Below are 21859 nucleotides of genomic sequence, written 5' to 3'. Positions count from 1 at the left end.
TGCGCAGCAATCGCAGACCCAACCTACGTGCTGATTCTGACGGACCGCATCCATAGGGTTGGGGGTGCTTCGTTCCCCAGCGGGAGCAAGCTCCCTCGCCACAAAAGCCATTCATCCAAAATCCGGCTTACGGCATAAAGAAAGCCGGATCGCGGCCGCTACAGTGCAAAGTCTCAGATATTTATCGAATAAGGACGTCTCCATGTCGCTCAGACAACTTTCCATTCAATGGAAAATCACCCTGCTGGCCGGGCTGTGCCTGGCGGGCATCGTGACCCTGCTGGTGGGTCTTTCCCTGTACCGCATGGAGCACAGCTCCGGGATGGTGAAAGCCTCGAGCATGGAGATGCTGACCGAAGCGGCCCAGGCCCGGATCGAGTCCCAGGGCGAAAACCAGGCGCTGGGGATTCGCCAGCAGTTCATGGACGCCTATCAATACGGCCACGGCTTCTCCCGGCAGGTACTGTTCCTGCGGGAGCAGGCCGAAAAGCGCTTTCTCGATGCCTTCGACCTGCGCGAAGACCTGACCCGCCAGGTCAAGTCGGCCCTGCAGGCCAACCCGGACCTGCTCGGCCTGTCCCTGGTGTTCGAACCCAACGGGCTGGATGGCAAGGACGACCTGTTCACCGGTCAAGCCGAACTGGGCAGCAACGACAAGGGCCGTTTCGCCCTCTACTGGTCGCAGCCGACGCCGGGCAAGGTGACGTCCATGGCCTTGCCGGAAAAGGACATGGCCGACACCAGCACCGGCCCCAGCGGCGAAGCGGCGAACGCCTGGTTCACCTGCCCGCGCACCACGCTCAAGCCGTGCGTGATCGAACCCTACTTCTATGAGATCGACGGCCAGAACGTGCTGATGACCAGCATCGTTTTCCCGCTGATGGTCAACGGCAAGGTCATCGCCTCGCTGTCAGTGGACATCAACCTCAACAGCCTGCAAGCGGTCAGCCTGGGCGCAAGCAAGAAGCTCTACGACGGCCAGACCAGTGTCAGCATCATCAGCCCGGCCGGCCTGCTCGCCGGCTACAGCCCGGACGCCAGCAAACTCAGCCAGCGCCTGGAGGCCGTGGACAAGGCCAGCGGTGCCGAACTGCTGCGCATGCTTGCCGCCAGCAGCAAGACCGGCAGCCTGCACAGCAATCAGCAACTGAAAGTGCTGGCACCGTTCCAGCCGATTCCCGACGGTAAATCCTGGGGCGTGCTGCTCGACGTGCCGGAGAAAGTCCTGGTCGGCCCCGCCGAAGCCCTGAAAAAGCAACTGGACGACAGCAACACCGCCGGTACGCTGGTCGAGCTCGGCCTGGGGGTACTCGCCGCGCTGCTGGGCCTGGTGCTGGTGTGGCTGATGGCCCGCAGCGTCACCAAACCGATCCTCGGCGTGGCGCACATGCTCGAAGACATCGCCAGCGGCGAAGGTGACCTGACCCGTCGACTGGCTTACGACAAGCAGGATGAGCTGGGCCAACTGGCCGGCTGGTTCAACCGTTTCCTCGACAAGCTGCAACCGATCATCGCCGAAGTGAAACGCTCGGTGCAGGACGCCCGCAGCACCGCAGACCAGTCGTCCGCCATCGCTACCCAAACCAGCGCCGGTATGGAACAGCAATACCGTCAGGTGGATCAGGTGGCGACGGCGTCCCATGAAATGAGCGCCACCGCCCAGGATGTCGCCCGCAGCGCCGCGCAAGCGGCACACGCCGCCCGCGATGCCGATCAGGCGACCCGTCAGGGCTTGACCGTGATCGACCGTACCACCGCCAGCATTGACAACCTCGCCGCCGACATGAGCGCGGCCATGGTTCAGGTCGAAGGCCTGGCAGCCAACAGCGAGAAGATCGGCACGGTACTGGAAGTGATCCGTGCGATCGCCGAGCAGACCAACCTGCTGGCCCTCAACGCCGCCATCGAAGCGGCCCGTGCCGGTGAGGCCGGACGCGGTTTTGCCGTGGTCGCCGATGAGGTGCGCAACCTGGCGCGACGGACCCAGGAGTCTGTGGAAGAAACCCGCCTGGTGATCGAACAACTGCAAAGCGGCACCCAGGATGTAGTGAGTTCGATGAACAACAGCCATCGTCAGGCCCAGGGCAGCGTCGAGCAGGTTGGCCAGGCCGTGACGGCGCTGCGCCAGATCGGCGATGCGGTGACCGTGATCAACGACATGAACATGCAGATCGCCAGCGCCGCCGAAGAGCAAAGCGCGGTGGCCGAGGAGATCAACAATAACGTGGCGACCATTCGCGACGTGACCGAATCGCTGTCGGGCCAGGCCAATGAATCGGCAAGGGTCAGCCAGTCGCTCAACAGCCTGGCGAACCAGCAGCAGAGCCTGATGGATCAGTTCCGCGTCTAAACCTTGCACCATCCCCTGTGGGAGCGGGCTTGCTCGCGAAAGCGGTATATCAGACACATTGATGTTGAATGTGTCGCCGCATTCGCGAGCAAGCCCGCTCCCACATTTGTTTCTGCGCGCGGCTCAATCAAATGATGGCGAGTGGATATCTGCCGCAAGGTGATTATGCTTCAAGGATCCTTGCAGCACTTTCAGGCATCAACCTGAATGCAAGACTCGTAATCCAAAGATCAGCCCCAGGGCCTGGGTAGGGTAAATGTTGGTGGGAACTCCGGCCTAAACAAGTGCAAGACGGAGAATACTCATGGCAGTAATCGACAGCACATCCACGGACCATACACCCCATCACGGAATCACCCGGGAGGAGCGCAAGGTCATCTTCGCGTCGTCCCTGGGCACCGTGTTCGAATGGTATGACTTCTACCTGTACGGCTCCCTCGCGGCGATCATCGCCAAGCACTTCTTCGCCGGTGTCAACGAAACGACTTCCTTCATCTTCGCCCTGCTCGCCTTCGCCGCCGGCTTCGCCGTCCGGCCCTTCGGCGCCATCGTGTTCGGCCGACTGGGTGACATGATCGGACGCAAACACACCTTTCTCATCACCATCGTGATCATGGGTGTCTCCACGGCCGTGGTGGGTCTACTGCCTGGCTACGCAACCATCGGCGTAGCCGCGCCGATCATCCTGATAAGCCTGCGCCTGCTGCAGGGCCTGGCGCTGGGTGGAGAGTACGGCGGCGCAGCCACCTACGTGGCCGAACATGCCCCCAAGGGCAAACGCGGCTACTTCACCTCGTGGATTCAGACCACGGCCACCCTCGGCCTGTTTCTTTCGCTGCTGGTGATCCTCGCCTGCCGCACCGTCCTGGGCACGGAAGCCTTCGAGGCCTGGGGCTGGCGGATTCCGTTCCTGCTGTCGATCCTGTTGTTGATTGTCTCGGTGTACATCCGCCTGCAGCTCAGCGAGTCACCGGTGTTCATGAAAATGAAGGCTGAAGGCAAGTCCTCCAAGGCACCGTTGACCGAATCCTTCGCCCGTTGGGACAACCTCAAGATCGTGATCATGGCCCTGCTCGGTGGCACCGCCGGCCAGGCCGTGGTCTGGTACACCGGGCAGTTCTATGCGCTGTTCTTCCTGTTGCAGACGCTGAAGATCGACCCGCAGACCGCCAACTTGCTGATTGCCGGCTCGCTGCTGATCGGCACACCGTTCTTCGTCATATTCGGCAGCCTGTCCGACCGCATCGGCCGCAAGGGCATCATCATGGCCGGCTGCATCATCGCGGCACTGACTTACTTCCCGATCTTCCATGCGTTGACCCAATACGGTAACCCCGACGTGTTCGTCGCCCAGGAGAAGAATCCGGTCACGGTCATCGCCAATCCCGACCAGTGCTCGTTCCAGTTCGACCCGGTGGGCAAGGCCAAATTCACCAGTTCCTGCGACCTGGCCAAGACCGTACTGGCAAAACGGGCCATCCCCTATGCGAACGTGAAGGCCGAGCCGGGCGCCGTTGCGCAGGTGCGCATTGGCGAGAAAGTGATCGAGAGCTTCGAGGGCACCGGCATGCCGGGCGCCGACTTCAAGGCCAAAAACGACGCCTTTACCGCCACCCTCGCCACCGCCCTCAAGGACGCCGGTTACCCCGAGAAAGCCGACCCGGCCAAGACCAATTACCCAATGGTGCTGCTGCTCCTGACCATCCTGGTGATCTACGTGACCATGGTCTACGGGCCGATTGCCGCCTGGCTGGTGGAACTGTTCCCGGCGCGTATCCGCTACACCTCGATGTCGCTGCCCTATCACATCGGCAATGGCTGGTTCGGTGGCTTCCTGCCGACGGTGGCGTTCGCCATGGTGGCGGCCACGGGGGATATCTACTACGGGCTGTGGTATCCGATCGTCATCGCGGTGATGACGGCGGTGCTGGGTATTTTCTTCATGCCGGAAACCAAGGATCGGGAGATTCGTCACACCTGAACCTGGTGCGCCACTCACTTGTGGGAGCGGGCTTGCTCGCGAATGCGGTGGGTCAGTCAATGAACATGTTGTCTGGCACACCGCATTCGCGAGCAAGCCCGCTCCCACAGGTTCCCGGTCTGTTCAGACGTGTCCGGGCAACTCGATCAGCACCTTCAGCCCGCCCCACTCGCTTTGCAGTAACGACAGTTTCCCGCCCCAGCTATCGACAATGTCGCGCACGATGCCCAGCCCCAGGCCATGTCCATGGGTTTGCTCATCCAGCCGCGTACCTCGGCCAAACACATGACCGCGACGTTCTTCGGGGATGCCCGGACCGTCATCTTCGACACTGAGTTCAAACCCGCCCGCCGTCTCGGCCACACTCACACGAACCTCTGCATCTGCCCATTTACAGGCGTTATCCAGCAGGTTGCCCAACAGCTCCAGCAGGTCTTCACGATCCCATGGCAATTGCAGGTCGGGCAGTGCGCGGTAGCTCAGCGCCAGGTGTTCGCCATGGATCTTGTTCAGGGTTGCCAGCAATACGGGGAGTTCAGCAGCGCAATCAAACAATGCGCCCGGCAACGCATCGCCGGACAACCGCGCACGATTGAGCTCCCGATTGAGCCGTTGCTCGACCTGTTGCAGTTGTTCCTTGAGGGTCTTGCGCAGTTGCGGGTGCGCATCGAGCTGTTCGCTCGAGGCCAGGCTCAACAACACCGCCAGCGGCGTTTTCAGCGCGTGACCGAGGTTGCCCAAGGCATTGCGTGAGCGCTTGAGGCTGTCCTCGGTGTGGGCCAGCAAGTGGTTGATCTGCGCCACCAGCGGCTCCAGCTCCACCGGCACCTGATCATCGAGTTGCGAGCGCTGACCCTGTTGCAACTGCGCAATCTGCTCGCGCGCCTGCTCCAGCGGTCGCAAGGCGCGGCGCACGGTCATCCGTTGCAGCAGCAGAATCAGCAGCAGCCCTGTCAAACCGAGGCCCAGCCCGAGCTGTTGCATGCGCCGGAAGCTTTCGCGTATTGGCGTGTAATCCTCGGCGACGCTGATGGAGATCGGCACTCCCGAACGTCGATAGTCCGTACGCAGCACCAGCAACTGCTGTCCTTCCGGCCCCAGTTGCAGGTTGTCGTGCAGGCCGGGTTGATCGAGTCCCGGCAGTTCCTGATCCCATAAAGAACGGGAACGCCAATGGCCCTCGGCGAAATCGATGCGGAAATAATGCCCGGAAAACGGCCGCTGATAGGCCGGTGACAGACGTCGTTCATCCAGTTGCAAGCCTTGCGGCCCTCGCACGAGGGCTGCCAGCAGGTTCTCGCTGTCATTGCGCAACCCGGCTTCGAGATAGCGCTGCAAACCCATTTCGAACAGCCACAGGCTGGTTTGCGCCAGCACCAGGCCAACGACCACCATCACGCTGATCAGGCCCAGGCTCAAGCGGCGCTGGATCGATCTCACCGGGCTTGCCCGCCGAGCAGATACCCCTGGCCGCGACGGGTTTCAATCACGCTTTTGCCGAGCTTGCGGCGCAAATGGTTGACGTGAACCTCCAGCACATTGGAATCGCGCTCGGTTTCACCGTCGTAGAGATGTTCGGCGAGGTGGCTTTTGGAGAGGATCTGCTCGGGGTGCAGCATGAAATAGCGCAACAGGCGAAACTCCGCGGCCGTCAGTTGAATGTCCGCACCGTCGCGGACAACGCACTGGCGACTTTCGTCCAGATGCAGCCCGGCAGCCTGGAGCGCTGGCTGGTTGACCTGGCCATGGGAGCGGCGCAATAACGCCTGGATGCGCAAGAATAGCTCTTCGGGATGAAAGGGTTTGGTCAGGTAATCGTCGGCGCCAGCCTTGAGGCCTTCGATGCGCTCGGCCCAGGAATCACGGGCCGTCAGGATCAGCACCGGCGTGGTCAGCCCCGCCCTGCGCCATTGCGCCAGCACCTCAAGCCCCGGTACGCCCGGTAAACCGAGGTCGAGGATGATCAGGTCGTAAGGTTCGGTACTGCCCTGATGCACCGCGTCGCGACCATCGGCCAGCCAGTCCACCGCATAACCCTGGCGGTTGAGACCGGCCAGCAGTTCGTCGGCCAGGGGCACATGGTCTTCCACCAGAAGCAAACGCATGGATCAGTCTTCCTTGTCTTTCAATAAGCGGCCAGTGGTGGCATCGATGCCCAGTTCGCGGACCACGCCCGCAGGGGTCAGCAGCTCGACTTCATAAATGTAGACGTCATGTTTTTCTTCGAGCTCGGCTTCCAGCAGTTTCGCGCCGGGGTAGCGATCCATTGCCTGCTGCAGCAGTTGCTCCAGCGGCAGGATCACGCCCTGTTGACGCAGGCGCAGGGCTTCATCCTGATCCAGGTCGCGGGCCATCACCGCCGAGCAAAATGCCAGAAGCAGCAGCGCCATCCGGCTGCCGGTGCATCGATTGAAGAAAAACAGCTTCATTACCAATCCTGATGATCCTTGAGAACCTGCCCGCTGACAGCGTCTAATTCCAGATCCCGGTCGATACCCGGCAGCCGATCACCGGGATACCTGGCCGGCGCGAGTGGTGTGAGCTTCTCGAAAGCCACAATGGTACCAGCGTCGCGCAATCTCAGCGCTTGATCCGGGCCAGGTTCCCGGGCATGGGCGACACCTTAGCCGGATGAACTTAATTGAAGCTGAATGGCCACTATTGGATGCAGCAATTCAAATCCTGTGGGAGCGGGCTTGCTCGCGAAGGCGGTATCTCCGGCGACATCGATGCTGACTGATGCACCGCCTTCGCGAGCAAGCCCACTCCCACAGTGTTCGTGTTTATAATTTCTGCTTGCCACACATCGAGACCGTAATGACCGCCATCCACATCAAGTTCCCTTCCCTGACCCTCAAGGCCGGTCCGCGCGCTTTTGCGCACATTCGCGCCAACGGCCTGAACGCGGCCGACGTCGGCACCTTGCCCGGCGCGGCCGGCGGTCCGAAGGCGCTGGGGATTCAGGGGCTGGACCTGGCGCTGTTCGGCCAGTGGCTACCGGCGGCACCGCGGGAACGCTCGCTGATTGGCGCATCGGTGGGTTCCTGGCGCTTCGCCAGCGCCTGTCTGCCGGACGCCGCCGAAGGCATCCGGCGTCTCGGGCAGCTGTACACCGAGCAGAATTTCGCCAAGGGCGTGACCATGGCGCAGATCAGCCAGAGCTCGCAGCGCATGCTCAATGACCTGCTCGACGGCCGCGATGCCTCGATCCTCAACAACAGCGATTACCGCCTGAACATCATGGTGGTCAAAAGCCACGGCCTGCTCGCCGACGATCATCGCGGTCGCCTCGGGCTGGGCCTGTCGTCGGTGATCGCCGACAACCTGCGCGGCCGGGCGCGGCTGGCCCGGCACTTCGAGCGCCTGATCATCCATGACCCGCGCCTGGCGCCGCCGGTCGACGCCTTGAACGACTTCCCGTCGCGCTTCGTCGCCCTCAACTCCGGCAATTTGCGCCAGGCCCTGCTGGCTTCGGGCTCGATCCCGATGGTGATGGAAGGTGTGCGCGACCTGCCGGGCGCTGGCATCGGCACCTTCCGCGACGGCGGCTTGCTGGACTACCACCTGGACCTGCCTTACAGCGGCAACGACATCGTGCTCTACCCGCATTTCACCGACCGGGTGATTCCCGGCTGGTTCGACAAGACCCTGCCGTGGCGCCGCGCCTGCCCGGCTCGTTTGCAAAACGTGTTGTTGCTGGCGCCGTCGAAGGACTACCTGGCGCGACTGCCCTACGGCAAACTGCCAGACCGTAACGACTTCAAGCGCTTCATGGGCGACGCCTCGAGCCGGCAGAAATACTGGCGCGCGACCATGGATGAAAGCCGCCGCATGGGCGACGAATTCCTCGAACTGGCCGCCAACGGTCGCCTGGGCGAGCGCTTGCTGACCCTTTAGTCAGGACAAACTGGTAAACTCGCCACCTGCCCGAATCGCTGCGGCGAACGCCACCTGAACAGAGCTGAAGATACTGTGGAAATTTTCAAAGAATTTACCTTCGAATCCGCCCACCGCCTGCCCCACGTACCGGACGGCCACAAGTGCGGCCGCCTGCACGGTCACTCGTTCAAAGTGGCAATCCACCTGAGCGGCGACCTGGACCCGCACACCGGCTGGATCCGCGATTTCTCGGAAATCAAGGCGATCTTCAAGCCGCTGTACGAGCGTCTGGACCACAACTACCTGAACGATATTCCTGGCTTGGAAAACCCGACCAGCGAAGTGTTGGCCAAGTTTATCTGGCAGGAATTGAAGCCTCTGCTGCCGGAACTCAGCGCGATCCGCATCCACGAAACCTGCACCAGCGGTTGCATCTATCGCGGCGAATAAAAATACAACCCCCTGTAGGAGCGAGCTCGCTCGCGATGGACGCCTGAGCCCCGCGGGCTGCCAGATGCCCCGCGTTATCGTTGACGCCCATCGCGAGCAAGCTCGCTCCTACAGTTAGTCAGAGAAATAAAGAACAGCCTTCATCGGCTAATGCCGATCAGTTAAGCCTCGTCGCTTGACCTTTGGCCGCAAGAAATCAAAATCCGATGCCTGAATAGGCATCGGATTTTTTTATGCGTCTGGCTCGGGCACTGGAACTAACCCACAACTTCGTCTCGACTCCCAATTCCATTGAGGGATTGGACTCGTTGCTTGATCCCTCTCTGGTCGAGCAAGCGTTGGAACAGGCCGGCGTAGCCACCCTTCGCAAGCGGCGTCTGCCCTTGGAAATGATGCTCTGGTGCGTCATCTCCATGGCGTTTTTCCGGCGCATGTCGGCGTGGGATGTGGTCAGTCGCATGAACATCATGCTGCCCGGGCAACGCCCACTGGTCGCACCCAGCGCCGTAGTCCAGGCCCGTCAACGATTGGGTAGCGAGGCCGTACGACAAGTCTTCGATCTGACGCAGAAAAGCTGGCATGAAGCGGCCGGCCATCCGACCTGGGCCGGATTGCGTTTACTGGGGGTCGACGGTGTCGTCTGGCGAACGCCCGATACACCCGAAAACCGTGCGCGTTACGACTCCGCCAGCAACCAGCATGGCGATACCGGTTTTCCTCAGGTGCGCATGGTTTGCCAAATGGAGTTGACCAGCCATTTGCTGATCGGCAGTGCTTTTGATGGCTATCGCAGTAACGAAATGAAACTGGCAGAGCAACTGATCGACACCACGCCAGATCACTCGCTGACGCTGTTTGATCGCGGTTTCTACTCCTTGGGGTTGCTGCACCAATGGCAGCAGGCCGGCACTGAGCGGCATTGGCTGATGCCGCTGCGTAAAGGTGCGCAGTACGAAGTGATTCAGCGCTTGGGGCGTCAGGATGCGGTGGTCTCGCTCAGCACTTCGCCGCAGGCCCGCAAGCAGTGGCCAGGCTTGCCAGAGCGCCTAACCGCAAGGCTCCTAAGCAAGACCGTAAAGGGCAAGGTCTGTCAGATTTTGACGTCGATGGTCGATCCGCTGCGTTTCCCATCCGATGAAATCGTCGACCTATACAGCCATCGCTGGGAAATCGAATTAGGATTCAGGGAAATGAAACAGACACTGCTCAACAGCAGCTACACGTTGCGTAGCAAGACGCCCGAGATGATCGAGCAAGAGTTGTGGGGCGTGTTGCTGGGCTACAACCTGTTGCGTTATCAGATGGTGGAAATGAGCCGCCATTGTCCGGGCATCCATCCGTGCGAGCTAAGCTTCACCGCGTGTACTTGGGCGATCCTGGGTTTTATCAATGGCGTTTCTGCGGATCGCTCAGGGAACATCCCCAAATACCTCGCCGAATTGCATGCCTCGGCCCCGCACTATGTACTGCCGCATCGCCGGGAAGAGCGGGTTTATCCGCGAGCTATCAGGCTGAAATCCCCGAAGTATCCGATCAAAAATAAAAATGCCAGTCAGCTTAACTGACTGGCATTAGCCTTCATCGGCTGTTTTTTTATGCCTATGCTTTTTGCCTCGCCCCCCCTGCCAAGAGGACAAGCCCATGACTGACTGGCCGCTGGATCAGGTCTTCGACTTCGAAGGACATCAGGTGCGCTACGCCATACAGGGCGACGGCCCGCCGCTGGTGTTCGTGCATGGCACACCCTTTTCTTCTTATGTCTGGCACCGGATTGCACCGTATTTCATTACCACGCACCGGGTGCATTACTTCGATCTGTTGGGTTACGGCCAGTCCGCGCAACCCGACGCCGATGTCTCGCTCGGCGTGCAAAACCGGCTGTTGGCGCAACTGCTGGAGCATTGGGGCGTGGATCGCCCCGACGTAGTGGCCCACGACTTCGGCGGCGCCACCGCCCTGCGCACGCATCTGCTCAACGGCAAGGATTACCGCAGCCTGACGCTCATCGATCCAGTGGCGCTGACGCCCTGGGGTTCACCGTTCGTGCAGCATGTACGACAGCATGAAGCGGCATTCAGCGGACTGCCCGATTACATTCAGCGCGCCATCGTGCCGGCCTATATTCGCGGGGCCATCCAGCGCGACATTCCCGACGCCGAACTCGCCCCCTACGTACAGCCATGGCTGGGAGAGCCGGGGCAAGCGGCGTTTTATCGGCAGATCGCGCAGATGGACGAGCGTTACACCCTCGAGGCCCAGGGGTTGTACCCGACGATTCGCTGCCCGGTGCAGATTCTCTGGGGTGAGGACGATCAGTGGATTCCCGTCGAACGCGGGCGGGCCTTGCACCAGATGATTTCAGGGTCGCAGTTTTATCCTGTCCCCGATGCGGGTCACCTGGTTCAGGAGGACGCGCCTGAAGCCATTGTCGCTGCGCTGCTGCGTTTTTTGTCTCTGCAACCATCTTCCTGAACAAACCCAATCCCCTGTGGGAGCGAGCCTGCTCGCGAAGACGACGTCACATCCGACATCGAGTGGGCTGGCACACCGCCTTCGCAAGCAGGCTCGCTCCCACATTGGATCTACAGTGATCAATGTCACTGGCGGGGACCGCCGCTGGCGAGCTAACGTAGGGAAATCGTCTACACGGTTTTCTACAAGGATCCGCCCAATGCACATCATCAATGCCCGTCTGCGCAACCAGGAAGGCCTGCATGAGTTGTACCTGGAAAATGGCCGGATCAGCAGCATCTCCCGCCAGACCGAAGCCCCGACCCTGGGCCCTGACGATCTGGATGCCGGCGGCAATCTGGTGGTGCCGCCCTTTGTCGAGCCGCACATCCACCTCGACGCGACCCTGACCGCCGGCGAGCCGCGCTGGAACATGAGCGGCACGCTGTTCGAAGGCATCGAGTGCTGGGGCGAGCGCAAAGCGACCATCACCCTGGAAGACACCAGGACCCGTGCCCGGAAAACCATCCAGGCCCTCGCCGCCCACGGCATCCAGCATGTGCGTACCCACGTCGACGTCACCGACCCGCAACTGACTGCGCTCAAGGCGATGCTCGAAGTGCGCGAGGAGAGCCGGCACCTGGTCGACCTGCAAATCGTCGCGTTCCCCCAGGAAGGCATCGAGTCCTACCGCAATGGCCGCGAGCTGATGGAAGAAGCCATCCGCATGGGTGCGGATGTGGTGGGTGGCATTCCGCATTTCGAATACACCCGCGATCAGGGCGTCAGTTCGGTGAAGTTCCTCATGGACCTGGCCGAGCGCACGGGTTGCCTGGTGGACGTGCACTGCGACGAAACCGACGACCCGCATTCACGCTTTCTCGAAGTGCTCGCCGAAGAAGCCCGCAGCCGCGACATGGGCTCGCGGGTCACGGCCAGCCACACCACGGCCATGGGCTCCTACGACAACGCCTACTGCGCCAAGCTGTTTCGCTTGCTCGGGCATTCGGGGATCAGCTTTGTCTCCTGCCCCACTGAAAGCATCCACCTGCAAGGCCGCTTCGATAACTTCCCGAAACGCCGGGGCGTGACCCGGGTCAACGAGTTGCTGGAAGCGGGCATGAACGTGTGCTTCGGCCAGGACTCCATCGTCGATCCGTGGTATCCGCTGGGCAATGGCAACATTTTGCGGGTGCTCGAAGCCGGTCTGCACATCTGCCACATGCTCGGCTATCGCAACCTGCAAAGTGCGCTGGACCTGGTGACGGACAATAGCGCCAGAGCCATGAACCTCGGCGAGCGCTATGGCCTGGAGCGCGGACGACCGGCGAATCTGCTGATCCTGTCGGCGGAGAGTGACTACGAGGTGATCCGCAGCCAGGGCTTGCCACTGTACTCGGTGCGCGAGGGCAAGGTGTTGATGAAGCGGACGATGCCGGTGGTGGAGTTCAGTGGGCTGAGCTGAAATTTGCATTGCCTGGGCTGGCCCCATCGCGAGCAAGCTCGCTCCCACAGTGGATCTTTGTCGTACACAGACTCTGTGTTCACTGAAGATCAACTGTGGGAGCGGGCTTGTTCGCGAAGGCGATCTAACAATCAATCGATCATTCGAGCCGTACCAAACAGGCTGACCCGACTCAACTCCCCCTGCTCTTCCTCCAGCAAGATCGGCGCCGTGCCACCCGGCATCGTCACCTTGACCTCCCCGGCACTGACCCAACCCACGCGCCACGCCGCACAGGCCACTGCACTGGCGCTGGTCCCCGACGACGCCGTCGGCCCCTCTCCCCGCTCGAACACCCGTGCAGCGATGTGCCCTGCGGACAAGCGCATCGCCCATTGCAGATTGATCCCCGCCGGGCAGGGCTTGCCCGCGCCGCTCGGCATGGCATAGGCGATTCGCGTCAGCCCTTCGCCCAACGCCGGTTCGCGCATCTGCTCGTTGCTCGGCAAGGCATCGGCGCTATCGACCAACGTCACGCAATGCGGATTACCGACCCGCACAAACTGGCTGCGCGACCATGCATCATTGAGTGCTGACAGCTGTCTGACGTGGCTGAGTTCGCGGCCATTCAACAGCGCCCTTTCAACGCCCACTGCACTGACCGCAGACGGCCCGAATCCAGGCTGGCCAAGGTCAAGCCAGAAACCCTTCACGCCCTCGACTTGAGCGGTTTTCACCGAAGTCTGCCCCGGTGAAGGCGTGTCGGTTTTATCGTGATGCACCCTGAGCTCACAGGTTTGGCCCTGGGCAAAAAGCCCCTGGTCGCTCAGCGCCTGAGCAAAGATCGTCAGTCCGTTGCCGCTGCGCTCGGCCAGCGTGCCATCGGTGTTGACGATCAGCAGATCGAAGGGAGACGACGACTGAAAGGGTCCGACCAGCAATCCGTCGCTGCGATGATCCTTGCCGCCGACCGGCTGCGTGCCGGGTGCCCAGCTACAGCAAGCCTCGATGGCCGCCCCGGCCCATGCCTGACGGGTTTGTGCGGCGTGCTCGGCGTGATGGGGCAAGTCGATACCCTGGCGGCGCAGTTCTTCGGGCGCTATCACGATGTAAATATTGCCCCGTGCATCGTACCTCTGCGCCATGGCGCCCTCCGTGTGTCATTGGAATGCCTCAACATATCGCGAAACACACCGGCGCTGTGCAACGATGTCGCCCTGTTTGACCGCAAACTTTCCGGGCACTGATCGAACCCTCGCCGGCCGATCACTGTCCGTTGAGGACGTGACGTTTTTTGCCAGGGATTGATATGACCAGCCTCAACCACCAAACCACCTTCGTTCCCGGCCGCCTGGAACAGATGTCCACGCGCATCGCTTTTTTCATCGCCGGGTTCGGCATCGCCGCGTGGGCGCCACTGGTGCCCTATGCCAAGGCCCGGGCCGGGCTGGATGAAGGCACACTGGGCCTGTTGCTGCTGAGCCTGGGCGTGGGTTCGATTCTGGCGATGCCGCTGGCCGGGATGCTCGCCTCGCGTTTTGGCTGTCGCAAGGTGGCGACCGGCGGCACCTTGCTGATCTGCCTGGCCTTGCCCCTGCTGGCGACGGTGACGTCGATTCCGGCCCTGATCGCTGCCTTGTTCATGTTCGGCGCGGGTCTGGGCACGGTGGATTCGACGGTCAACCTGCAGGCGGTGATCGTCGAGCGCGCCAGCGGCAAGCACATGATGTCGGGGTTCCATGGGTTGTTCAGCCTCGGCGGGATTGTCGGCGCGGCAGGCGTCAGTGCGTTGCTGGGTCTCGGACTTTCACCGCTGGGCGCGATGCTTGCAGTGATCGTGGTGCTGCTGATCGCCTTGGCCAGGGCCGTACCGCACATGCTGCCTTATGGAAGCGAAAGCACGGGGCCGGCGTTTGCCGTTCCCCATGGCATCGTCCTGTTCATCGGCAGCATGTGCTTCATCGTGTTCCTCGCCGAAGGCGCGGCGCTGGACTGGAGCGCGGTGTTCCTGGCGCAGGAACGTGGCATTGACACGGCGTATGCGGGCCTCGGGTATGCGGCGTTTGCCTTGACCATGACCGTGGGACGCCTGACCGGTGACAAAATCGTACGGCGGCTGGGCGCGACACGGGTGATTGTGTTCGGCGGGCTGACAGCCGCCGCAGGCTTGTTGCTGGCGACATTCGCGCCGGGTTGGGAAGCGGCACTGGTGGGTTACGCAATGCTGGGCGCCGGTTGCTCAAACATTGTGCCGGTGTTGTACACCGCCGTGGGCAAACAGACGGTCATGCCCGAAAGCATCGCCGTGCCGGCCATTACCACCCTGGGTTACGCGGGCATCCTCGCGGGGCCGGCCGTGATCGGCTTCATCGCCCATGGCAGCAGCCTGAGTTTTGCCTTTGCCCTGATGGCGTTGTTGCTGGTGGCGGTGGCCGTTGGCGGGAAGGTGTTGAGGGTTTGAAAAATTCCATCGGTAAGCCCCCGAACCCAATGTGGGAGCGGGCTTGCTCGCGAAGGCATAGTGTCAGCCAACATCAATGCTGAATGACACACCGCTTTCGCGAGCAAGCCCGCTCCCACAGGGTTCCTGGGACACCTCGGTCTATCAGAAGCCGACACTGGCCTGCACAAAGAACGTGCGCGGCGCGCCGACGTACATGCCCGAGTTGTTGTCGCTTGAGCGGGTGAAGTACTGCTTGTCGAAGATGTTTTTCACCCCTGCCCCCAGTTTCAGGTTCGACACCTGCGGCCCGAAGTCATAGCCGCCACGCATGTTCCAGGTCACATAACCCGGAATGTCACCGAACTGGCCGTCGGCGGTGCCCTCGGTGATGTAGTTGCCGTTGAAGCTGCCGTCGGCATTCACGCCAGTGCCCGGCGAGCGTTGTTTGGATTGGGCGAACGCGTCGAGGTTCCAGGTCCAGCGGTTGATGTCGTAACGCAGGCCGGCAGTGGCCACCTGACGGGAGTAGAACGGCAAGTCACGGCCCTTGAAGCCCGGGATGTCACCTTCGCTGGTGGCGCGGGTGTAGGTGAAACCGGCGTTGGCGGTCAGGCCGTCGAGGCGTGGGTCCAGCGCGGCCAGATCGTAATGCACCGACGTTTCGATGCCCTGGTGCCTGGTCGCACCGAGGTTGGTCCAGCCCACATCGTTGCTGATGTATTGCAGTTCGTCGTCGAAGTCGATGTAGAACAGCGTCACCTCGCCGCCCCACACGTCATCGTTGTAGCGCGTACCGATTTCGTAGGTCTTGGCCTTTTCCGGCTCCAGGCCGTTGGCGGTGTTGTCGCCGATACCGCCCTGACCCAGCTGGAGGTACTGCAGCGCGCCGAACGAGGTTTCATAGTTGGCGAACAGTTTCCAGGCATCGGACACGTGATACATCACGCTCAGGGCCGGCAGCGGCTCGTTGCTTTCGATGCTGCGGTTTTTCTCCGGCACCCGTTTACCGGCGTTATCGAGCACCGGGCGGTCGTGCCAGTCGGTGCTGATGTGCTCGAAGCGAATACCGGGGGTGACGGTCCAGTTGCCAACGTCGATCTTGTTGTCGACGTAGACCGAATTGGCCTCGGTTCCACCGGTGCGGTCCTGATAGACATGGCCGTCCGCCCCGGGACGTACGACCGGCTCGTTGTTGACCAGCGCCACGCGGCTGGCCTCTTCGTGCATGGCTTCTTTCAGGTAACGATAACCGACGCTGACTTCCTGGGTGGTCGGGCCGACATCGAAGACGTGGGACACCCGTGGTTCGATACCGAAGGTGTAGTAGCTGCGCGGATAGGAGTTGAGTGTGCTCAGGTCACGGGAGGCGATGGTGCTGCCACGAAAACTGTCGGTGTAGTAGGTCAGCACTTCGGCCTGGGTGCGATCGTCGATCTGCCGCACCCACTTGAACGACACATCCTTGCGGCGGCCGCTGAAGTTGTCGTGGTCGCGCACGGACTGGAACGGGTCGGCGTCGTACTGCGCCTGGTTCAGGCCGCCGGGCATGTCGGCCTTGGCGTCGTAGTAATGGAAGTTGAGGCTGAAATCGTCGACATCGGTCGGCGCCCAATGGGTCTTGAGGATCACGTCGTCGATGTCGTTGCCGTTGTTGCTTTCACGGTAACCGTTGCCGTTCACCCCGGAGTACAACAGCGCCACGCCCATGCCGTTGTCGGCGGTGCCGCCCATGAACGCGGTGTCGATGTGCTTCCAGCCACCGTGCTGCGAGGTTTCCAGGGTGGTGCCGATTTCAGCCGAGGCATTTTCCGGGATCGCGCGGGTCACGAAGTTGATCACACCGCCCACGTTTTGTGGTCCGTAGCGCACGGAGCCAGCACCGCGCACCACATCGATGCTGTCGAGGTTGCCAGAGGAAATCGGCGCCATGGACAGTTGCGGCTGACCGTAAGGTGCGAACGCCGCCGGGATGCCGTCGATCAGCACCGTGGAGCGTGGCGACAGGCGCGAAGTCAGGCCGCGCACGCCGACGTTGAGGGAAATATCGCTGCCACCGGTGCCGTTGGCATCCTGCACTTGCACACCAGGAACGCGCTTCAACACGTCGCCGACGTTCATCGCGCCCTGCTCGACCATGGCTTCGCGACGGATCACGGTTCGTGCGCCGGGGTGGTTCTGCACCACGGCGGCATCGGCATCGCCGAGCCAGTCACCGACGACCTTGATGTCAGTCACGCCCAGTTCCAGTGGACCGCTGGCCGCCGACGCTGGCGCCGGCATCAGCGTCACCGAGCCTTCATCGATCTGGTATTGCAGGCCGCTGCCTTGCAGCAACTGGCGCAGCGCGTCTTCCGGGGAAAGGTTGCCATCCACCGCCGGAGCCTGCTTGCCGGCGACCAGTTCAGGGCTGAAGAACACCTGAAGCGAGGTTTGCTGGCCCAACTGGCTCAGGGCTTGTCCCAAAGGTTGCGCCGGGATGTGGATGCCGTCGGCCGCAAAGGCCTGGGGCAGCGCAACGTTGACCGCCAGCGCGAGGGCCAGCGGCAACCAGGGGAGTTTGTTGTTTTTAGCGGTGGAGATTTTCACGTCGAACGTAGTCCTGTGGATCGCAAGAGTGTGCGCATTGTTAATGCAAACCAGTTGCAGTTGAACAGGAAGACGATGAACTCGAAAAAAACCTGAATTTTATTTTGAAATTATTTCCTGGCTGCCGTCGCCAAGGGTGCGCACGGCCACCGGCAGGATGCTCGGCAAGGCCTTGAGCAGCGCGTCGGTGTTGTCGGACTTGAACACGCTGGTCAGGCGCAGATTGCCCACCGCCGCGTTGCCGACCTTCAGCGGTTTCTCCCGATAACGCGAGACCTGCTCGGCGACGTCGGCCAGGCTGGCGTTGTTGAACACCAGTTTGCCGCTGCGCCAGGCGGTCATTTCCGCCGGGTTGACCGCATAGGCGGCGGCAACCTTACCCCGGGCATCGATGTGGGTACCAAGCCCTGCCGTCAGATTGATGAACTCGCTGTCGGCGGCGTCGCGCCCTTGAACCTTGACAGTGCCCTGCTCCACCACCACCCGGGTTTCGCTGGCGCCGCGACGCACATCGAAACGGGTGCCGGTGACCGTGACCTTGCCGCTGCCCGCCGCGACCACGAAAGGCCGGCGGGTGTCATGCTCGACGCTGAACATCGCTTCGCCTTCGGTCAGCTCAATGTTGCGTTGCCCTTTTTCAAAGCGCACTTGAATCCGGCTGCGGCTGTCCAGATCGACCACCGAGCCATCCGGCAGCGCCACATGGCGTCGCTCATTCAGGGCCGTTGAAAACTCGGCGGTGTAAGCCGCCGGATGATTCAGGCCGTTGAACAGGCCCAGGCCGAGCGCTACCGCCAGCACGCTGGCGGCCACCGCGTAACGCAGCACGGGGCGACGTTTCTTCAGGGTTGGCGGGGTTTCACACAAGGCACGCAAACGCGCCGCCGGCACCAGGTCGGCGGCGCTCCACAAACCCTGGAGCACTTCGAATTCGTTGCGGTGTTGGGAGTGTTCGTCCAGCCAGGCCTGAAACCGGCGACGCTCTTCGACATCGACGACAGGCTCCTGTAAACGCACAAACCACTGCGCCGCGTCATCGCGAACCGTTGTTTGCCCGCACGCACAATCACGAGTATCCATCATGGAAGTTCCTGTTTGGCCGGGGATAAAAAGGTGCGGAAAATCTGCCTCATGCAGGAGCTGCCGAAGGCTGCGATCGTTTGATCCTCTGCAACTCCAAGGCCGCCAAAAGATCGCAGCCTGCGGCAACTCCTACAGGTATTTTCATGGCCACCGCACATCATGACTGCAACCCGTCCAGGCGATCACGCAGGTGCCGAAGCGTGCGGATCATATACTTTTCACCATGTTCCTGGACAGGCCCAGGCGTTCGGCGATTTCGGCCTGGGTCAGGCCCTCGATTTTCTGCCAGACAAACACCTTGCGGCAGTTGACCGGCAGCTCGGTGAGCGCCCGCTCGATGGAATCCGCCAACTGGATCGCGTGCATGAAATGCTCCGGGTCGCCGGTCGGCGACTCACTGAGATCAATCGCCTCTGACTCCATGGCCCCCCGCCGGTCCTCACGCCGATAACCATCCACGGCGATGTTGCGCGCGGTCTGGTGCAAATACGCCCGGGGCTGTTCCACCGCCGCCGAATCGGACTCAAGCACCCGCACGAAGGTATCGTGGGCCAGGTCCTCGGCCAGCTGACGGTTTCTCAGGCGACGGGTCCAGGTGCCAACCAACTCTTCGTAATGCTCGAAAAAGCCGTGTCTGCGGGGCAGCTTGAGGGTCATTGCGGTGTGCTGTGGAGACGGGACGTGAATAGTAATGCTTCCTATTAACTCGAAGCAATGCTTTGCGGCCCCCACACCGGGCACTTTGTCCGCTTGCCAGGGTGCATTTCGTCAGGAAAGCTGGATGGCGGCACGGAACCAAAGAAATCTGGCAGGCATTCAAATGCAACCGTTGACGGGTTGTAACACAGTGCAGAAATGCCCGTACCCGGCTTTTCCCCAGGAATTCACACATGTTCAGCCCCAAAGCATTGCCTAAAAGAACACCGCTTGCCCGCCTGGCCCTGGCCATCACCCTGAGCACCCTCGGCCTGCCTTTCTGGGCGAACACTGCCCAGGCTCACGGCGGACATGCCGACATGGTGCCGCTGCAAGCGGGTCTGGAGGCCTTTGGTGCCACGGTGAAATGGGACGATTACGCCAACCTGTTCACCATTGCCAAGGACGGGGTCTATCTCAAGGTCAAGCCCGACAGCAAAGTGGCCATGCTCAACGGCAAGCGCATCGAACTGACAGTGCCAGTGGTGTTCAAGGACCATACGGCGTTCATGTCCACGGACTTCATCAACCAGGTGTTCCAGTCCGGACTGGACAAGACCTTCGTCGTCGAGACCCGCCCCAACCCGCTCAATCCCCTGAGCGCAGCCGAAATCACCACGGCCGTGGACATCCTCAAGAAATCGGAAAACTACAAACCCGGTTTCCGCTTTACCGAAGTCTCGGTCAAGGAGCCGCCCAAGGATCAGGTGTGGAACTTCGCTCTGACCGGGCAGAACGTCGCCCAGCCGCGCCAGGCCTCAATCGTGGTGCTCGACGGCAAGCACGTGATCGAGGCGCTGGTCGATCTCGACACTAAAGAACTCAAGTCCTGGAAGCCGATCGAAGGCGCCCACGGCATGGTGCTGCTGGACGATTTCGCAACGGTGCAATCGGCCGTCGAGACCAGCCCGGAATACGCCCAGGCCTTGGCCAAGCGCGGCATCAACGATGTGAAAAAGGTCGTGGCCACGCCGCTGACCGTCGGTTACTTCGATGGCAAGGACGGCCTGGCGCAGGACAAGCGCCTGCTGAAAATCGTCAGCTACCTCAACACCGATGACGGCAACTACTGGGCGCACCCGATTGAAGGCCTGGTGGCGATTGTCGATCTGGAACAGAAGAAGCTGATCAAGATCGAAGACGAAGCGCTGATCCCGGTGCCGATGAAGCCGACGCCCTATGACGGGCGCGGACGCAAAGGCGTTGAAGTCAAACCGCTGGAAATCACCGAGCCCGAGGGCAAGAACTACACCATCAGCGGCAACAGCATTCACTGGCAGAACTGGGACTTCCACGTTCGTCTCGATTCGCGGGTCGGCCCGATCCTGTCCACCGTCACCTACGACGACAAGGGCAAGAAACGCAAAATCATGTACGAGGGCTCGCTGGGCGGCATGATCGTGCCTTACGGCGACCCGGATGTCGGCTGGTACTTCAAGGCCTACCTCGACTCCGGCGACTACGGCATGGGCACCCTGACTTCACCGATTGCCCGTGGCAAAGACGCCCCGGAAAACGCCGTGCTGCTGGACGCCACCATCGCCGACTACACCGGCGCACCGACCGCGATCCCGCGCGCCATGGCGGTGTTCGAGCGCTACGCCGGCCCGGAGTACAAACACCAGGAAATGGGCCAGCCCAACCTCAGTACCGAGCGTCGTGAACTGGTGGTGCGCTGGATCAGCACCGTGGGCAACTACGACTACATCTTCGACTGGGTCTTCCAGCAGAACGGCACCCTCGGCATCGACGCCGGCGCCACCGGTATCGAAGCGGTCAAGGGCGTGAAATCGAAAACCATGCACGAAGACACCGCCAGGGAAGACACCCGCTACGGCACTCTGCTCGATCACAACATCGTCGGCACCACGCACCAGCACCTCTACAACTTCCGCCTCGACATGGACGTGGACGGCGAGCAGAACTCACTGGTGGAAGTGAACCCGGTGGTGCTGCCGAACGACCGTGGCGGCCCACGCACCAGCACCATGCAGACCGAAACCAGAGTAGTCGGCAACGAGCAGCAGGCGGCGCAGAAATTCGACCCGTCGACCGTGCGCCTGCTGACCAACTTCAGCAAGGAAAACAAGGTCGGCAACCCGGTTTCCTATCAGTTGATTCCGTACGCCGGCGGCACACACCCGGTGGCCAAGGGTGCCAACTTCGGCAAGGACGAGTGGCTGTACCACCGCCTGAGCTTCATGGACAAGCAGCTGTGGGTGACGCAATACAACCCCGAGGAAAAATACCCGGAAGGCAAGTACCCGAACCGCTCGGACAAGGATTCGGGCCTGGGGCAATTCACCCAGGACAACCACGCCATCGAGAACACCGATGATGTGGTCTGGCTGACCACCGGCACCACCCACATCGCCCGCGCCGAAGAATGGCCGATCATGCCGACCGAATGGGTGCATGTGCTGTTGAAACCGTGGAACTTCTTCGATGAAACGCCGACCCTGAACCTCAACTCACCGAAGTAAGGCACACACAAAA

Annotated in this window: 15 protein-coding genes and 3 pseudogenes; 10 read left to right on the top strand and 8 right to left on the bottom strand. The window is 61.5% G+C overall.

Annotated features, from left to right (window positions below):
* Positions 1-202 precede the first annotated feature (202 nt).
* The 3 genes and pseudogenes from RS887_RS30550 to RS887_RS10880 all read left to right on the top strand — a co-directional run.
* A pseudogene (locus RS887_RS30550) lies at positions 203-1492 on the top strand (HAMP domain-containing protein); the annotation flags it as partial.
* Between the two features lie 102 nt (positions 1493-1594).
* Positions 1595-2350, top strand: a complete 756-nt coding sequence (locus tag RS887_RS30545) for a methyl-accepting chemotaxis protein (RefSeq protein WP_416339963.1) — start codon at positions 1595-1597, stop codon at positions 2348-2350.
* A gap of 304 nt (positions 2351-2654) precedes the next feature.
* The gene (locus RS887_RS10880; protein WP_111285851.1) at positions 2655-4331 is read left to right on the top strand and encodes an MFS transporter; all 1677 of its coding nucleotides are present in this window, start codon (positions 2655-2657) and stop codon (positions 4329-4331) included.
* A 123-nt stretch (positions 4332-4454) separates the two neighbouring features.
* On the opposite strand, the gene RS887_RS10875 is transcribed toward RS887_RS10880, so the two are convergent.
* From RS887_RS10875 to RS887_RS10860, 4 genes and pseudogenes are all read right to left on the bottom strand, one after another.
* Positions 4455-5771: a sensor histidine kinase gene (locus tag RS887_RS10875; RefSeq protein WP_322615385.1), complete on the bottom strand. Its 1317-nt coding sequence runs from the start codon at positions 5769-5771 to the stop codon at positions 4455-4457.
* Complete coding sequence (locus tag RS887_RS10870) at positions 5768-6436, bottom strand: response regulator transcription factor (RefSeq protein WP_322615384.1); 669 nt, start codon at positions 6434-6436, stop codon at positions 5768-5770. The genes RS887_RS10875 and RS887_RS10870 overlap by 4 nt, the downstream gene beginning before the upstream one ends.
* 3 nt (positions 6437-6439) lie before the next feature.
* Complete coding sequence (locus RS887_RS10865) at positions 6440-6760, bottom strand: PepSY domain-containing protein (RefSeq protein WP_322615383.1); 321 nt, start codon at positions 6758-6760, stop codon at positions 6440-6442.
* Positions 6760-6951, bottom strand: a pseudogene (locus tag RS887_RS10860) (peptidase); the annotation flags it as partial. The pseudogene RS887_RS10860 and the gene RS887_RS10865, both read right to left, overlap by 1 nt.
* A gap of 197 nt (positions 6952-7148) precedes the next feature.
* On the opposite strand from RS887_RS10860, the gene RS887_RS10855 reads away from it, so the two are divergent.
* From RS887_RS10855 to codA, 5 genes are all read left to right on the top strand, one after another.
* Complete coding sequence (locus RS887_RS10855) at positions 7149-8228, top strand: patatin-like phospholipase family protein (protein ID WP_322615382.1); 1080 nt, start codon at positions 7149-7151, stop codon at positions 8226-8228.
* Positions 8229-8303: 75 nt separating this feature from the next.
* On the top strand, positions 8304-8660 hold the full coding sequence (gene queD, locus RS887_RS10850) for a 6-carboxytetrahydropterin synthase QueD (RefSeq protein ID WP_046042818.1): 357 nt from the start codon (positions 8304-8306) through the stop codon (positions 8658-8660).
* Between the two features lie 233 nt (positions 8661-8893).
* A complete protein-coding gene (locus tag RS887_RS10845; protein WP_322614248.1) occupies positions 8894-10225 on the top strand; it encodes an IS4 family transposase in 1332 nt (443 codons plus the stop codon).
* 76 nt (positions 10226-10301) lie between these two features.
* Positions 10302-11132 (top strand): alpha/beta hydrolase, encoded by an 831-nt coding sequence (locus tag RS887_RS10840; RefSeq protein ID WP_322615381.1) that lies wholly within the window; start codon positions 10302-10304, stop codon positions 11130-11132.
* Between the two features lie 199 nt (positions 11133-11331).
* A complete protein-coding gene (gene codA, locus RS887_RS10835) occupies positions 11332-12576 on the top strand; it encodes a cytosine deaminase (protein ID WP_111285863.1) in 1245 nt (414 codons plus the stop codon).
* Between the two features lie 131 nt (positions 12577-12707).
* Here codA and RS887_RS10830 read toward each other — a convergent pair whose 3' ends face one another.
* Positions 12708-13700, bottom strand: coding sequence for a diaminopimelate epimerase (locus RS887_RS10830; RefSeq protein WP_322615380.1), 993 nt, complete (start codon positions 13698-13700; stop codon positions 12708-12710).
* A gap of 164 nt (positions 13701-13864) precedes the next feature.
* Here RS887_RS10830 and RS887_RS10825 point away from each other — a divergent pair, with 164 nt between their 5' ends.
* Positions 13865-15016 carry an MFS transporter gene (locus RS887_RS10825; RefSeq protein WP_322615379.1) on the top strand — a complete coding sequence of 384 codons (1152 nt, stop codon included), beginning with the start codon at positions 13865-13867 and terminating at the stop codon, positions 15014-15016.
* 144 nt (positions 15017-15160) lie between these two features.
* On the opposite strand, the gene RS887_RS10820 is transcribed toward RS887_RS10825, so the two are convergent.
* The 3 genes and pseudogenes from RS887_RS10820 to RS887_RS10810 all read right to left on the bottom strand — a co-directional run bounded on the left by RS887_RS10820 (position 15161) and on the right by RS887_RS10810 (position 19324).
* Positions 15161-17584, bottom strand: coding sequence for a TonB-dependent siderophore receptor (locus RS887_RS10820; protein WP_322615378.1), 2424 nt, complete (start codon positions 17582-17584; stop codon positions 15161-15163).
* Between the two features lie 99 nt (positions 17585-17683).
* Positions 17684-18667, bottom strand: a complete 984-nt coding sequence (locus RS887_RS10815; RefSeq protein WP_322615377.1) for a FecR family protein — start codon at positions 18665-18667, stop codon at positions 17684-17686.
* A gap of 157 nt (positions 18668-18824) precedes the next feature.
* Positions 18825-19324 (bottom strand): annotated as a pseudogene (locus tag RS887_RS10810) (sigma-70 family RNA polymerase sigma factor).
* A gap of 233 nt (positions 19325-19557) precedes the next feature.
* Between RS887_RS10810 and tynA the strand changes: the two are divergent.
* Positions 19558-21846: a primary-amine oxidase gene (tynA, locus tag RS887_RS10805; RefSeq protein WP_322615376.1), complete on the top strand. Its 2289-nt coding sequence runs from the start codon at positions 19558-19560 to the stop codon at positions 21844-21846.
* Positions 21847-21859 lie beyond the last annotated feature (13 nt).

The organism is Pseudomonas sp. BIC9C (genome assembly GCF_034541995.1).
Taxonomy (GTDB): Bacteria; Pseudomonadota; Gammaproteobacteria; order Pseudomonadales; family Pseudomonadaceae; genus Aquipseudomonas; species Aquipseudomonas fluorescens_CC.
Note: the sequence above shows the minus strand (reverse complement) of the source record. Positions and strands in the feature narration are given on the sequence as shown.